General features: G+C 72.7%; 12 protein-coding genes and 2 CRISPR repeat arrays. Of the genes, 9 read left to right on the plus strand and 3 right to left on the minus strand.

The window, feature by feature from the left end; genetic code table 11:
* The first annotated feature begins 121 nt into the window (after nucleotides 1–121).
* On the plus strand, nucleotides 122–1,627 hold the full coding sequence (locus tag AWW66_RS13090) for a glycoside hydrolase family 3 N-terminal domain-containing protein (RefSeq protein WP_067364892.1): 1,506 nt from the start codon (nucleotides 122–124) through the stop codon (nucleotides 1,625–1,627).
* A 457-nt stretch (nucleotides 1,628–2,084) separates the two neighbouring features.
* Here AWW66_RS13090 and AWW66_RS13095 read toward each other — a convergent pair whose 3' ends face one another.
* Entirely contained in the window at nucleotides 2,085–2,747 is a 663-nt protein-coding gene (locus AWW66_RS13095; protein ID WP_157527438.1) for a GNAT family N-acetyltransferase, read from the minus strand.
* Between the two features lie 351 nt (nucleotides 2,748–3,098).
* On the opposite strand from AWW66_RS13095, the gene AWW66_RS13100 reads away from it, so the two are divergent.
* The 3 genes from AWW66_RS13100 (at nucleotide 3,099) to AWW66_RS13110 (ending at nucleotide 5,770) form a co-directional block, all read left to right on the plus strand.
* Nucleotides 3,099–3,290, plus strand: coding sequence for a hypothetical protein (locus tag AWW66_RS13100; protein WP_067364948.1), 192 nt, complete (start codon nucleotides 3,099–3,101; stop codon nucleotides 3,288–3,290).
* A 166-nt stretch (nucleotides 3,291–3,456) separates the two neighbouring features.
* The gene (locus AWW66_RS13105; protein WP_067364896.1) at nucleotides 3,457–3,975 is read left to right on the plus strand and encodes a hypothetical protein; all 519 of its coding nucleotides are present in this window, start codon (nucleotides 3,457–3,459) and stop codon (nucleotides 3,973–3,975) included.
* 181 nt (nucleotides 3,976–4,156) lie between these two features.
* The gene (locus AWW66_RS13110) at nucleotides 4,157–5,770 is read left to right on the plus strand and encodes an RICIN domain-containing protein (protein WP_067364898.1); all 1,614 of its coding nucleotides are present in this window, start codon (nucleotides 4,157–4,159) and stop codon (nucleotides 5,768–5,770) included.
* A gap of 250 nt (nucleotides 5,771–6,020) precedes the next feature.
* A CRISPR array of direct repeats spans nucleotides 6,021–6,598; the repeat unit is 28 nt; unit sequence GGATCACCCCCGCGTGCGCGGGGAACAG.
* Nucleotides 6,599–6,725: 127 nt separating this feature from the next.
* On the opposite strand, the gene AWW66_RS13115 is transcribed toward AWW66_RS13110, so the two are convergent.
* Together AWW66_RS13115 and AWW66_RS13120 are read right to left on the minus strand one after the other, a co-directional pair.
* Nucleotides 6,726–6,950, minus strand: coding sequence for a winged helix-turn-helix domain-containing protein (locus AWW66_RS13115; protein ID WP_067364901.1), 225 nt, complete (start codon nucleotides 6,948–6,950; stop codon nucleotides 6,726–6,728).
* A 118-nt stretch (nucleotides 6,951–7,068) separates the two neighbouring features.
* Nucleotides 7,069–7,563, minus strand: coding sequence for an NUDIX domain-containing protein (locus AWW66_RS13120; protein ID WP_067364949.1), 495 nt, complete (start codon nucleotides 7,561–7,563; stop codon nucleotides 7,069–7,071).
* Nucleotides 7,564–7,749: 186 nt separating this feature from the next.
* Here AWW66_RS13120 and AWW66_RS13125 point away from each other — a divergent pair, with 186 nt between their 5' ends.
* The 5 genes from AWW66_RS13125 to AWW66_RS13140 all read left to right on the plus strand — a co-directional run bounded on the left by AWW66_RS13125 (nucleotide 7,750) and on the right by AWW66_RS13140 (nucleotide 14,124).
* Nucleotides 7,750–8,928, plus strand: coding sequence for a helix-turn-helix domain-containing protein (locus AWW66_RS13125; RefSeq protein ID WP_067364952.1), 1,179 nt, complete (start codon nucleotides 7,750–7,752; stop codon nucleotides 8,926–8,928).
* Between the two features lie 183 nt (nucleotides 8,929–9,111).
* On the plus strand, nucleotides 9,112–9,282 hold the full coding sequence (locus AWW66_RS34375) for a hypothetical protein (protein ID WP_169807107.1): 171 nt from the start codon (nucleotides 9,112–9,114) through the stop codon (nucleotides 9,280–9,282).
* Nucleotides 9,269–10,570 carry a helix-turn-helix domain-containing protein gene (locus AWW66_RS36425; protein ID WP_067364903.1) on the plus strand — a complete coding sequence of 434 codons (1,302 nt, stop codon included), beginning with the start codon at nucleotides 9,269–9,271 and terminating at the stop codon, nucleotides 10,568–10,570. The genes AWW66_RS34375 and AWW66_RS36425 overlap by 14 nt, the downstream gene beginning before the upstream one ends.
* Nucleotides 10,571–10,749: 179 nt before the next feature.
* Nucleotides 10,750–11,205: direct repeats of the CRISPR family, unit length 29 nt; unit sequence GGGATCACCCCCGCGTGTGCGGGGAAGAG.
* Nucleotides 11,206–11,819: 614 nt separating this feature from the next.
* Nucleotides 11,820–13,082 (plus strand): MFS transporter, encoded by a 1,263-nt coding sequence (locus AWW66_RS13135; protein WP_067364905.1) that lies wholly within the window; start codon nucleotides 11,820–11,822, stop codon nucleotides 13,080–13,082.
* A gap of 103 nt (nucleotides 13,083–13,185) precedes the next feature.
* Nucleotides 13,186–14,124: a carbon-nitrogen hydrolase family protein gene (locus tag AWW66_RS13140; protein ID WP_083978460.1), complete on the plus strand. Its 939-nt coding sequence runs from the start codon at nucleotides 13,186–13,188 to the stop codon at nucleotides 14,122–14,124.
* The last annotated feature ends 53 nt before the right edge of the window (nucleotides 14,125–14,177 follow it).

Below are 14,177 nucleotides of genomic sequence, written 5' to 3' on the forward strand. Positions count from 1 at the left end.
CAGCTCACCCGTACCGACCTGTGGGTGGGTGCCCGTAGCGTAGCGGTCACGCTGGCGGTACCGGGGCCGGGCGAGGCGGCCCCACCGGCCACGGGACCGCCCCGGCCAGGGAGGAGTGCAGGTGGGGACGGATCCGGGACTGCGCCGGCTGGTGCTCGGCACGCTGCTCGCGGCGTATCCGGGGCCGGTCCCGCCGGACTGGGCGGTCGACCTGGTCGCCGAGGGCCTGGCCGGGCACACCCTGTTCGGGGCGAACGTGCGCTCGCCGCAGCAGGTGGCGGCGAGCACCGCCGCGCTGCGGGCGGCCCGCCCCGACGTGCTGGTGGCGATCGACGAGGAGGGCGGGGACGTCACCCGGCTGGCGCACGCCACCGGCAGCCCGTACCCGGGCAACGCCGCGCTCGGCGTGGTCGACGACGTGGCGGTGACCCGCCGGGTGCACCAGGCCATCGGCGCCGAACTGGCCCGGCTCGGGGTCACCGTGAACCTGGCCCCGACGGTGGACGTGAACACCGCCGACGACAACCCGGTGATCGGTACCCGGTCGTTCGGGGCCGATCCCGCCCGGGTGGCCGCGCACGCCGCCGCCGCGGTGACCGGGTTGCAGGACGCCGGGGTGGCCGCCTGCGCCAAGCACTTCCCCGGCCACGGCGCGACCGTCGCCGACTCGCACCACGAGCTGCCCACCGTGGACGTCCCCGTCGCGGTGCTGCGGGAGCGGGACCTGCCGCCGTTCGCGGCGGCCGTCGCGGCCGGTACCCGGGCGATCATGACCGCGCACATCCGGGTGCCCGCGCTGACCGGGGACGACCCCGCGACCTTCAGCCGGGCCGTCCTGGTCGACCTGCTGCGCGGCGAGTACGGCTTCACCGGCACGCTGGTCACCGACGCGCTGGAGATGAAGGGCGCGGCGCTGGCCGCGGGCGGGGTGGGGCCGGCCGCGGTGCGTTCCCTGGCCGCCGGGGCGGACCTGCTCTGCGTCGGCGCGCGGGTGGACGCCGCGCTGGTCGACCGGGTGGTCGCCGAGGTGGTGGCCGCGCTCACCGACGGCCGGCTAAGCCGGGCCCGGGTCGAGGAGGCCGCCGGCCGGGTCGCCGACCTGGCCGCCGCCACCCGGGCCGCCGTCCGGAGCGCGGAGGCGGCGGCCGGTCACCCCGCCGGGTCGGACACCGGGGACTGGCCGGCACCGGAGGCCGACCACCCGGGGTACGCGGTGGCGCGCCGGGCGGTCCGGGTGGACGGTGTCGTCGCCGGCCTGGATCGACCCCTGGTGGTGCAGGTGCACACCGCCGCGACCCTCGCCGAGGGCCGGGTGCCGTGGGGCCTCGGCCCGCACCTGGCCGACGCCGAGGAGGTCCGGGTGATCGCCACCGAGACCTCGCCGGAGGCGCTGCGCAGCCTCGCCGGGGCTCGGCCGATCGTGCTGGTGGGCCGCCGGCTGCACCAGCTTCCCGGGGCGGTGGGCCTGGTGGACGCGCTGGCCGCCGCGCACCCGGTGACGGTGGTGGAGATGGGCTGGCCGGGGCGGTGGCGGCCGGCGGGGGCACGGGCGTTCGTCGTGACGTACGGCGCGGGCCGGGCCAACGGCCGGGCGGCGGCGGAGGTGCTGGGCCTGGCCCGGGCCTGAGCCCGGCACCCGACGCCCACCTCCTCGATGGCCACGGTGCGTGAGGCGACGGCGCGTCGACCTCCGACACCGAATGCGCAGGTCAAGTCCACTACCGGACACGGTGAAACCGCCAGGCCACCCTTGTCGACGCGCATTCTGATACGTAGCGTTACTGGCATCGGCCCGCCATCGGCCGCCCGGCAGGGCCTGGGAGGAAAGGCCACGGACCGTGGATCCGGCCCGGGATCCACGGTCCGTGCCCGGACCGGTCGCCCCGCCTGCGTGCCCCGGCGGGCCGACTCCGCCCCGACCCCGGCGGCCGGCTCCGCCCCGACGGCGGCGGCTGGCTCTGGCCCGGCGGCGGCTGGCTCCGCCCCGACGGCGGCTGACTCTGGCCCGGCGGTGGCCGGCTCTGGCCCGGCGGTGGCCGGCTCTGGCCCGGCGGCGTGGCCGGCCGCTGTTCGCGCGTCGTGGCTCAGTCCGGGTAGACCCCGTACGCCCGCCAGCCCCGGTCCGGGAAGCCCGCCGCCTCGGCGACCCGGGCCGAGGCACGGTTGGCGGTGTCGTGCAGGTAGGTGGGGACCGCCCCCTCGTCGAGCACCCGCCGGGCCGCCTGGGCGACCAGCCGCCGGGCCAGCCCACGCCCCCGCGCGGCGGGAACCGTGCCGACCGCGAGTTCGTGCCCGTACCGGTCGTGCCGTTTGATCCCCACCCCGGCCAGGTAGCGGCCGTCGGCGTCCCGCGCCACCAGCACGTCCCGGTCGAACAGGTGCAGCCAGGGCGGCAGGCCCGGATCGTCGGGACGGGTCCACTCCCCGGCCTCGGGCAGCGGGGCCGGGGCGAGGCTCCACCGGAACACGCCGTCGTGGGTCGTCCAACCCGGGTGTCCCACCGCGGCGGGCAACGCGCGCAGCAGCCTCCCGGCCGGCAGTCCGGCCAGCGCCCGGACCTCGCCGACCCGGTCCGGTGGCACGGAGAGCACGGTGCTGGCGCCCGCCGACACGGCCAGCGCCGGCCGCAGGCGCCCGTCCCAGGCCGGTCGGGCCCGTCGCGGGGAGCCGACCACGTGCCACCCGGGGCCGGCCGGCCACTGCCCGAGCCAGGTCACCAGGTGCAGGTGAAGTCGCCGGTCGAGCACCCCGCGACACCTCCTCACCGCCCTGCGGCCCGTGGTGATCACGGTACGCCGGGATCGGCCGGCAGGCCGGGCGGACGAGCCGGACGGTGGGGCAGCAGCCGACCGGGCAGGCGGACAGGCCGGGCGGTGGTCGGGCGGGGCCGGGCGGCGGCCGGGCGGTGGTCGGGCGGGCGCGGCGCGCCGGCCGCCCCGGGGTCGGTATGCCGGCGACCCGGCCGGGTACGCCGTCGAGAAATGTCGATGGAAGTTGCGCGCGACACGCCGAACAAGGGGGTCGGGCAACCCATACGGGCGGGCATGCGTCATATTGATTTTCATACATGGACAAGTTTCTTTGGGACGGTAATGCTCATGCCAAATCATCCGAACAAGCGGCACCAGCAGGAAACCGGGCGTCCGTGGCGACCCCCGGAGTCGACCGGCCGCTTTCCCGACCAGCCGCCGTACCGCGACCACCGGGGCACCAACACCCGGCTCTCCTGGAGCGAACTCGACCGACTGCCGGCGGGGCGCTCGACCCGACGCGGCCTCACCGCGCTCTGACCCACCACGGTCTCCACCGCGGCGACGGCGGCACACCCGCCCGACGACCCACCCGGCCGGTGAGGAATCGGCGACACCCGGGCGGGTCCACCCACGGTTTTCGCACACCTGTCGGGTAACTTCTCCTGGTCCGAAATTCCGGTCCACGACAGGAGAAGCTCCGCGCATGGGCAAGAAGACGATCCACGTCTCCGACTTCAGCGGCACGGTCCTCCGGCCCGACGACGAGATGGTCCGCGTCGTGGTGCTGGAGCACCCTGACCTGGTGGCCGGGCCCGTGCGGTTGGACGCCACCCCGACCGAGGTGGAGAACATCGACGACGCCGCCCTCGACGTCGCCGTGGTGGAGATCCACGACGGGCGGGACGGCGACGAGCCGCGCCGGGTGGTGCTCACCGCCAGCGAGTTCGACGCGCTGGCCACCGACGTGCCGATGGCCCAACTGCTCAGGACCGCCGAGCGGGTCAAGCCGCCGAAGGCCCGCAAGACCGCCGAGAAGATCGACTACGGCACGATCGAGCACGCCGGGAAGCCGCACCGGGGCCGGGTCACCGAGGAGGAGTCCCGGATCGTCCGCGAGCACCTCGACGAGGTCAACAAGCGCCTCGCCGACGCCGGCCTGCGCCAGATCGACCCGGCCGACCCGGAGCACGTCGCCCGGTACGGCTTCGACCTGCCCGCCTGACCTGCCCCACCCGACGGCCCCCGACCCACCGGTCGGGGGCCGTACCCGTACCCCCGGATCGTTGACCAGGAGGGATCGACTTAGTTAGATTTCTCAACTAACAGGGAAAGCGTTTGCCACCACCAAGGCTCCACCGACAGGCGCTCCTCCCCCAGCGCACCCCGTCCCGAGGAGTCGACAGATGCGTCGAGAGCACCATCGGAGATCCCGACCCGTCCGGCGGATCGGCCTGGCGGCCGTCGCCACCCTCACCCTCGCCGCCGCCAGCGCGGCGGTGGTCGCCCCGGCCACCGCCCTGGCCGCCACGGCGGACCCCAACACCACGTACGTGCTCGTCAACCGGCACAGCGGCAAGGCGATGGACCTGTACGGCTGGGCCACCGCCGACGGCGCACCGGTCAACCAGTTCACCCGCAACGACCTGGCCGTGCAGCAGTGGCGCTTCGTCGACGTCGGCAGCGGGTACTACCAGGTTCGCTCGGTGCACAGCGGCAAGGTGCTGGAGGTGCCGAACGCCACCGACGGCGCCCAGGTCGTGCAGAACACCGCCGCCAGCGGCAACACCCGCCAGCACTTCCGGCTCGCCGACTCCGAGGGCGGGCACGTCCGGCTGATCAACCGGCACTCCAACAAGGCCGTCGAGGTGTGGAGCTGGTCCACCGCCGACGGCGGCATGATCGCGCAGTACCAGGACCTGGACGGCTGGAACCAGCAGTGGCGGTTGACCCCGCTGGGCAGCACCGCCGCCTGCGGCGGAGGATCGTTCAACGCCGAGGCCGTCCTCAACGGCGGCACCTGGACCGCCCGCAACGGCGGCAGCACCGTCTACACGGGTACCGACATGCGCGCCGCCGTGCAGGCGGCGATCGGCAGCCTCAGCGCCGGCCGGACCAGCAAGCAGCGGGTCGTCGTCCGGGGCTCCGGCACGATCAGCGCCAACTCCCGGATCTCGCTGCCCAGCTACACCACCATCGACGTCTGCGGCACCATCAACGTCACCGGCTCCGGCTCGGGTGACCAGGCGCCGATCTACTCCCGGGGCACCACCCAGGTCGAGGTGCAGAACCTCACCGTCACCGGCGCCCCGCTGTACGGCATCTTCATGCGCAACGTCACCGACGTGACCCTCGGCCAGATCGACATGCGGCTCTCCGGCGGCCTCGGCGTCCGCATCGACAACCGGGGCGACACCAGCCAGTGGTCCCGCAACATCCGGATCAACAACGTGTACGTCTCCGGCGCCGGCTCGCACGCGGTCGAGACGTACGGCGTCGACGGCCTGACCATCGGCACCGTGACCGCCCGCAACGTCGGCGAGTCGGGCCTGCTGCTGAACCAGACCATCAACGCGACCGTCACCACCGTGGACGCGGAGAATGCCGGCGCCGGCACCGGGTACGCCGCGTTCCGAATGGCCAACCGCAACGGCCGGGTCGGCTCCAGCTACCCGACGAACATCCGCGTCGGCACCGTCAAGGCGCGCGGCGGCGGCCGGGGCATCTTCTGCGTCTCCGAGTCCGGCGGCGCGACCATCGACCGGGTCGACATCGCCAACACCGGCAACAACGCCATCCTGATCGAGAACTGCTACGGCGTGAACATCGCGGCCAACGGCGGGACGATCAGCGGGGGCGGCGAGGTCCGGTTGGCCGCCCGCACCGAGTTCCCCGGCAACCGGGACATCACCCTGCGGAACTTCACCCTGACCAACAACCGGATCACCGAGAACCCCTGCGTGACCAACCTGACCATCAGCAACATCACGCTGAACAACTCGACCATCAACCGCTGCTGACCGGCTCTCTCCGCGTCGGCGACCACGAGCGCCGGGGGTCAACTCTGGGTTGACCCCCGGCGCTCCCCGTGTCGCAGTTGGACTTCCGAGGACCTCGCCCCCGGAAGGGGATCTCGCCCCCGTCTCCGCCTGTCGAGACACACCACTTAGGTGCCTGGATCGTGGCAGCAGAGACCTTGGAAGAATTCGGCCCCCAGAGGGGCCGTTTCCTTCCAAGGTCTTCAGGACAGACCTTGGGACGCCTGCCACCGGATCACCCCCGCATGCGCGGGGAAGAGCCGCAACCGTCAGATCAAAGATGCCTGGGTGTGGGATCACCCCCGCGTGCGCGGGGAACAGCACCCCGAGGTGGTGGCCGTCGTCTCGAATGGCGGATCACCCCCGCGTGCGCGGGGAACAGCTGATGGATCGGCTGCGGGGTGCCGGGGACCGGGGATCACCCCCGCGTGCGCGGGGAACAGGTGCCCTGCGGCTGCTCCGCGAAGAGGGCCTGGGGATCACCCCCGCGTGCGCGGGGAACAGCCGTTGCAGCTACGCCAGTGCCGCCGCCTCGATGGATCACCCCCGCGTGCGCGGGGAACAGGTAGCACCCTCCAGGAGGTTGCCCCGGACCCGGGGATCACCCCCGCGTGCGCGGGGAACAGTCGGCCTCCATCGACACCTGCCAGAACTTGATGGGATCACCCCCGCGTGCGCGGGGAACAGAATATCAGCTTCGGCCGAATGGTGGCGGCTCCCTGGATCACCCCCGCGTGCGCGGGGAACAGTTCGCCTCGCATCCGGCGCATTCGGGATTACGTGGATCACCCCCGCGTGCGCGGGGAACAGACTTCCTGACCTGGGGCACTAAAGATCAATTTCCTCATTTTCGTTCACTTTGCTGAGCAAGATCGTCTCCTCCGATGTTCGCGGTGACGACTCGCGGCCAGCCAGGATCGCGGATCGCAATCCAACCCTACGTCTGCGAGTGCTGCGCGACATACACGCCTTTGCCTTGGCGGCCGTCGATCAGACCCTCGGCCTTGAGGAGAAGCATCGCGGCGCGAACCACCGTATTGCTCACCTCGTACTGCTGGCACAGGGCAGAGAACGAGGGCAGCTTGTCACCCGGCTTGAGTTGACCGGAGGCGATCTGCTCGCGAATATCACGCGCGACCTGCAGGTACGCGGCTTCGGACATAAAGGTAACTCCCGCTTGACGACTCCCAAGTCGATCACGCTGAGCCCGCAGATACAACACCATCTGTCATGGACAGTTGACGGTGCACATCTACTTGTTGGCGAACGAATCGGCGGGATCACCCCCACGTGCGCGGGGACGAGCCGACAGGAATGCCGTCAGCGAGGTAAGCAGGGGATGAGTGGCCTCGCGCCTGGATGGCGGCGCGCACTCGGGGAGCGACGCTCCGAGGAAGGCGGTCCTCGGCGGCCTGTGCGCTGAAGAAGGCAACGTCCGAAACCTCCTCGCGAGACAGGCTGATGCCACCGAGATCCGTCATCACCCCACAGTCGAAGACGAAGTTGACGAGAGCACGTGGTCGGTGCCCGGCAGGGGACGCCCAGTCCACGATGAGCAAGGCACCCACGGTGACGGCGACACCCAGTTCCTCGTGAATCTCACGAGCGCAGGCTTGGTGCGGAAACTCACCTTCCTCGACATATCCACCGGGAAACGTCCAGTGATCGCGGTAGGTGGGCCTGACGAGTAGCACGTTGTCGGCGGGGTCGGTGATCCAGGCGGCTGCGGCGGCATGGAAGGCCGGCAGCCGGGCGTACCAAATGGCAGGGTCCATCCAGCTCACGTGGTGACGGTACGGAGATTCGCGGTCGCAGGTCTACCGCCCTGGGGATGGCCGCCCCGCTGTCCGCCACCGATCGGCGGACAGCGGGGCAGACACTGGGCGCGCAGGATCGGAGTACAGTCCGTCACGACGAGGTAGCGGGTTCAGGTGGTTGACGCCGCCGGCTCGGTTAGTCACCTGGGAGGCGTTGTGTCCCACGTCGATCCGCGCTTCGGTGAGCATTTGCGTTCGCTCCGCACAGCCCGGGGCCTGTCACTGCGGGCGCTCGGCCAACTCGCGCACCGGGGCAAGAGCCACCTGCACGACCTGGAGACCGGCAACAAGCCACCGACCCCCGACACCGCCCGGCATCTCGACCGCGTGCTCGGGGCCGACGGTGCACTTGCGCGGCTTGTCGATCAGCCGGTGGATCACGATGCCGAGGCCGACGAGCTGATGGCTCGGGTGCGGGCCAGCGACGTCAGCACCGAAACGCTCGCCCGCATCGAGGCCGGCGTCGACGACCTCGCCAGCGCCTACGCGACCAGCCAGTCGGCCAATCTTCTTCATCTGGTACGGCGACACCTGGCGTACGTGCGCCGGCTTCTCGACGGTCGCTGCACCCTCGCGGATCGTCGCCGTCTGATCGTCGCCGGCGGCTGGCTCAGCCTGCTGCGGGCGACCGTGCACATCGACCTGCTGCACCGGTCAGCAGCCGGGGCGCACCTGTCCACGGCCGCCGCCCTCGCCGACTATGCGGGGCACTCGGAGATTCGGGCGTGGTGCCTGGAGACACAGGCGTGGGACCTGCTTACCCGGGGTGACTACCGAGCAGCCGTCAACCTGAGCCAACAGGCCCAACGGGTGGCATCCCGGGGAAGCTCGGCGCAGATCCAGGCCATCGCCCAGGAAGCGCGGGTGTGGGCCCGGGTCGGCGACGTCCGGGAGACCCGTCACGCCCTGGACCGCCTGGAGCGCCTGACCGCAAACCTGCCGATGCCTGACCGGGCCGAACATCACTACCGATACGACCCGACAAAGGCTCTGGCGTACACGGCGACCACGCTGGCGTGGGCGGGCGACCCGGCGGCGGAGCAGGTTGCCAGGGCCGTTCTGAGGGAACTGGACCCGCGCGGTGACGGTGGCGACCGCCCCCGCCGCTCCGCGGCGGCCCGTCTGGACCTGGCGCTGGCACTCGTCGCCGCCGGTCGACCGGACGAGGCCGCCACGGTCGCCGTCGAGGCGATCACCTCGGGCCGCGTCGTGTCCTCGAACTGGTGGCGGGCTGGAGAAGCGCTGCGGCGCGTCGAGCAGACCGGCACGGCGGAGGCGTCCGCGCTGCGCGAAGCGTACGAGGTGCACCAGCCCTCCCGTTAGCGGACAGCAGAGGCCGCTGGCGGACGTCCGATTCCGCTCTGTGATCCGACAGCCACCCGATGCTGTTGACCGAGGGCGACATCGGCACCGATCCGGTGCGATGACACTCGCCTCTCCTACGGGCACGGCGGTGTCGGTCCTTCCACGAGCACACCGCCGTGCCTCCCACCCAGGGAGGTTGGCATGCGGGATCAGCGTGACGAACGGATGGCGGACCAGGCGAGGCGGTCGGAGAAGGCCGAACGAGAAGCAGCCAAGCAGCGCATCCTCGACATGGCCGAGGCGGAACGGATACCGGTGGAGGAGACCACCCGGGCCGTACCGGTTCGGCGGGGGCGGCATGGGCAGCGGTGAGTTGCCGATCGGGCGGCGGATGGCGCGATGGCGGGTCCGGCGGCGGATGTCGCAGCAGGTGTTCGCGGACCGGCTCGGGAAGTCGAAGAGCTGGGTGGACAAGGTCGAGCGGGGCGTCCGGGCGCTGGACCGGATGTCGGTGATCCAGGAGGTCGCCGGGGTGCTGCGCATCGATCCGGCGGTACTGCTCGGCGAGGACACTCCTGCGGGTCCGGCTGCCGCCCCGCTGGTCGCCGAGGTGGACGACACTCGCGCGGCTCTCACCCGGTACGCCGTCTTCGCCCCGGACGGGGTCGACCGGCCCGAGCTTCCGGCGGCAGAGGTGGGGCGGCAGGTGGAGCATGCCTGGCTGACGTACCAGCATGCCGGCTATCCGCAGGTGTTGCGGATGCTGCCGCGCCTGCTGGACGTCACCCGGCGGCTGCCCGCCGACGGGCCGACGCGGTCGGCGTTGCGGGTGCAGGCGTACCGGATCGCCGCGTCGGCGCTGGTCAAGCTCGGTGACGCGGAGGGTGCCTGGCTGGCCGCCGACCGGGCGGTCGCGGTGGCCGGGGACGATCCGGTGCTGGCGGCCACAGCGGTGGTGTCGCTCGGCGAGGTGCTGCGCGCGGCGGGGCGGGGCCGCCTGGCGGTGGCGACGACGGTCGCCGCCGCGCACCGCATCGCGCCGACCGTGCCGGGGCAGGGGCCGCCGGACATCCTCGCGGTCTGCGGGTCGCTGCTGCTCCAGGCCGCCCTCGCCGCCGGTCGCGGTGACCCGCGCGGCGTCGAGGAGCTGATCGGGCAGGCCACCGAGATCGCGGTACGCCTCGGCGACGGCGGGGACCACCACCAGCTCGCCTTCGGTCCGACCGTCGTGGAGCTGGCCCGGGTGGCGGCGGCGGTCGAGGTGGGCGAGCCCGCCGAGGCGGTACGGGGCCACGAGCAGGTCACCGGTCAGGCCCCCTGGCGGCGGCTGCCGCCCGAGCACCGGGCCGCGCACCTGCTCGACGTGACGCGGGCGTACCTGGACCTCGGTGACCCCGCCGGGGCCGGCCGAACGCTGGTCGAGGCGGACCGGACCGCGCCCGCCGAGGTCCGGTGTCGACCGGTGGGCCTTACCCTGCTGGCCCGGGTGGCCCGGGACGGCCCGGCGGTGGCCGGCGTGGCCCGCCTGGCGACTCTGATCGGCCTGACCCGTAAACGACCAGCAGGCGGGCGACGCGGGCACCGGACCGTGCCGTGCCGTACCGCCGGCAGGCACCCAGACGGGACCACCCAAGACTCTGAATGCCGCCGCACCCGGTGAGATCACCCCCGCATGCGCGGGGAAAAGCCGAGGTAGACGACCGACTCGGCGCCGCTGACGGGATCACCCCCGCGTGCGCGGGGAAGAGCCAGAGGGCATGGACCTCGCTCGCGTCAGGGCGGGATCACCCCCGCGTGCGGGGAAGAGGGCCGGCCGATCGTCCTGGCGCCGGTCAGACTCGGATCACCCCCGCGTGTGCGGGGAAGAGGATCCGTTGCCGTCCCGCAGCGTGATCTGGCCGGGATCACCCCCGCGTGTGCGGGGAAGAGTTCCGTCCCGCCTGGTACAGCATCATGCCGGTGGGATCACCCCCGCGTGTGCGGGGAAGAGTTGCCGCACTTGAGGGCGAAGCGGGCGGCGTGGGGATCACCCCCGCGTGTGCGGGGAAGAGATGGCCGGCGGCCGGGACGCGCTGGGCGCGCAGGGATCACCCCCGCGTGTGCGGGGAAGAGAGGGCCAGGTGCCCGACTACCTTCGGGGATACGGGATCACCCCCGCGTGTGCGGGGAAGAGGCCAGGTTGACACCGGGCGCGGGAGAGACGTAGGGATCACCCCCGCGTGTGCGGGGAAGAGCCGGCCAGCGAGGAGAGGGTGGAGGTGGTCGGGGGATCACCCCCGCGTGTGCGGGGAAGAGGCTTCCTGAGCTGGGGTGCTAGAGATCAAGTTTCCGGTTTTCATTCACTTTGCTGCCCAAGATCGCCTCCTGGGTCGATCGGCGCGGAGGGCTGCGGAAGTCGGGGCCGTTGGCCGCGTCCTCACCCTACTTGCGCGATGGAACGGCGACGAACACGCCTTTGCTCCGGCTGCCGTCGATCAGGCCCTGTCGAGGACCTAGCGGCGCGACCCGTCAGGTGACGGCTTCGGCATCGCCCTTCCGGCTGGCGGGCCGGTTTACGTAGACCACCCGGAATGGGCAGCGTCCTTCGTTACCGGCCGGGACAGACTGCGGACCGACGTTCCGAAACACTTCTGAAACATGCCGTGAGCTGCCCGAACGCGCGGGAGATGTGATGCAGGACTCACGCTTGTTGTCACACATCCGACCCTCGCGCGGGTGGCCGGCGTGAAGGCAGCAGGTCGGGGCGGGGATACCGGCGAAGGCCCGTCCGACGCGCCCGACGGGCCGTTTCCCAGCCGGCTCCGGAACACCCCGGAAACCCCTACAATGCACGCTGGTCGATACGCTCGGTGACGGTGGGGCCGGTCTCACGGACCGGGCGGCGCACCGTGGACGGAAGGACACGCGCCATGGCCGAACCGGACCCCGCAGGCTCGACCGGGACCCTGCGGACCCTGCGCACCCTGCCCCGGCCGGTGGTCGTCCTGCTCGTCGGGATCGCGGTCAACCGGATGGGTGCCTTCCTCGCCATCTTCCTGATTCTGTACCTGACCAACCTCGGGTTCAGTCCCGCTGCGGCGGGCGTGGTGCTCACCCTCTACGGGGTGGGCTCCATCGCGGGGGTCTTCGCCGGTGGCCTGCTCTCCGACCGGATCGGGGCCCGTCAGGTGATCATCGGCTCCACGCTGCTGTCCAGCGTGGCCGTGGCCGCCATCGCCTTCGAGACGCAGTACACCTGGCTGATGGTGACCAGTTTGGCCGCCGGGGTGCTGACCGCCGCGTACCGGCCGGCCGCCGCCGCGATGCTGGCCGAACTGACGCCGCTGCACCGGCTCGTCACCACCACCGCCGCGAGCCGGCTCGGGCTCAACGTCGGCGCGACCCTGGGGCCGCTGATCGGGGCCTGGCTGGCGACCCACTCGTACACCGCGGTGTTCCTGGTGAACGCGGGCACCGCGCTCGCCTTCGGGCTGGTCACCATTTTCCTCCTGCCCGACGTCCGCTCCGCCGCCCACACCGCCGCGAAGGCCCGACCGGCCGCCACCGAGGGCGAGCCGGCGGCCGGCGGGGGGCGGGGGATCCTGCAGGACCGCCGGTACCTCGCGGTGCTGGTGGCGATGTTCGCCACCGCCCTCGCCGAGGTGCAGTACCAGGTCATTCTGCCGCTGCACCTGGGCGAACAGGGCCACCCGGTGTCGCTCTACGGCACCATCATCGCCCTCAACGGGGCCCTCATCATCGCCCTGGAGCTGCCCCTGACCCGGACGGTGCAGCGGCTGCCGATCCGGACCGCCATCGCCGTCGGCTCGCTCTGCATCGGGCTGGGCCTGGCGGTGTTCGGGTTCGCCGGGGGCATCTGGGTCTTCGTCGTGGGCGCGCTCATCTGGACCTTCGGCGAGATCATCAACGCGCCCTCGCTCAACGCGTACCCGGCGATGGCCGCCCCGGTGCACCTGCGCGGCCGGTACATCGGGGCGCTGTCGGCGGTGCAGTCCGCCGGGTACGCCTTCGGCCCGCTCATCGGCACCACCCTGTTCCAGTTCTTCGGGCAGGCCGCCTGGGCGGTCTGCGCCGTGCTCGGGGTGATCGCCTTCGGCGCACTCTGGTACGGCGTGCAGAACCGCTTCACCGCCGTCGCCCCGACGGCGGTGAAGACCCCGGCCACCACCTGATCCGGCACGCCGGCCGGTGCGGGGTCGGGCCGTCCCGGCCGGCGTTCGGTCAGGCCGTCCCGGCCGGCGCGGTGCGGGATGGTTCGGGGTGTAACGTCCGGGTGTGAGCACCCCTGCGGCGGCCCGGGTCGACGTCCCTGCCGACCCGACGTCCCCGGGGGCGACGCACACCGCGCCGACCGCCCCGGTGGGGCTGCGCGCCGCGCCGGTGGCCCCGATCCGGGTGGCCGCCGGTCAGGCCACCCTGGTCCCGCTGGACGTGCCGGCGAACGTGGCCACCGCCGCGCGGCTGGTGGCGCGGGCCGGGGACGCGGGGGCGGCGCTGCTCGTCCTGCCGGAATTGTTCCTCACCGGCTACGACCTGCCCGCGATCGTCGGGCAGCCCCGACGGTACCCACTGCGCCCGGACGACTCCCGGCTCGACGTGCTCGCCGCCGCCTGCGCGCGGGCGCGCACCGCCGCCGTGGTCGGCGCGGCGACCCACGACCCCGAGCGGGGCACCCTGCACATCTCGGCCGTCGTGCTGGGCCGCGACGGCGCACGCCTGGGCCGGTACGACAAGCAGCACCTGGACCCGGCGGAGCGGGCTGCCGGCTTCACCCCTGGGCGGGCCGGCTGCACGCTGGCCCTCGACGGCTGGCGGCTCGGGCTCGGCATCTGCTGGGACGCCAGCTTCCCCGGGCACGCGCTGGCCGCCGGGCTGGACGGCTGTCAGGCGTACCTGGTCTCGGCGATGTTCGACCGGGGTGCCGGGGTGCGCAAGCGGGCGCTGCTCGGCCCGGCCCGCGCCTGGGACAACGCCGGCTACGTGGTGGTCGCCAACCACTGCGCCCGCAGCGGCCCGTACGTCGGGTGCGGGGGCAGTGGCGGCTGGGGCCCGGACGGGACGCTGCTGGCCGACGCCGGGCTGGACGATCCGGGGCTGGCCGTCGTGCCGCTGGAGCCGGCGGCCGTCGCCGAAGCCCGCGCGGGTGACCTGCCGCTGGCCGACCCGTCGGTGGACGCCCGACCCGGCCCCCGCGAGCTGATCACCGTCGCCTGATACGCCGAGCGCGGGCGTGCGCAAGGTGTTAGGAAGGGGCCCTTTTACTACAG

The sequence above is a fragment of the Micromonospora rosaria genome (genome assembly GCF_001567585.1).
Classification (GTDB): domain Bacteria; phylum Actinomycetota; class Actinomycetes; order Mycobacteriales; family Micromonosporaceae; genus Micromonospora; species Micromonospora rosaria.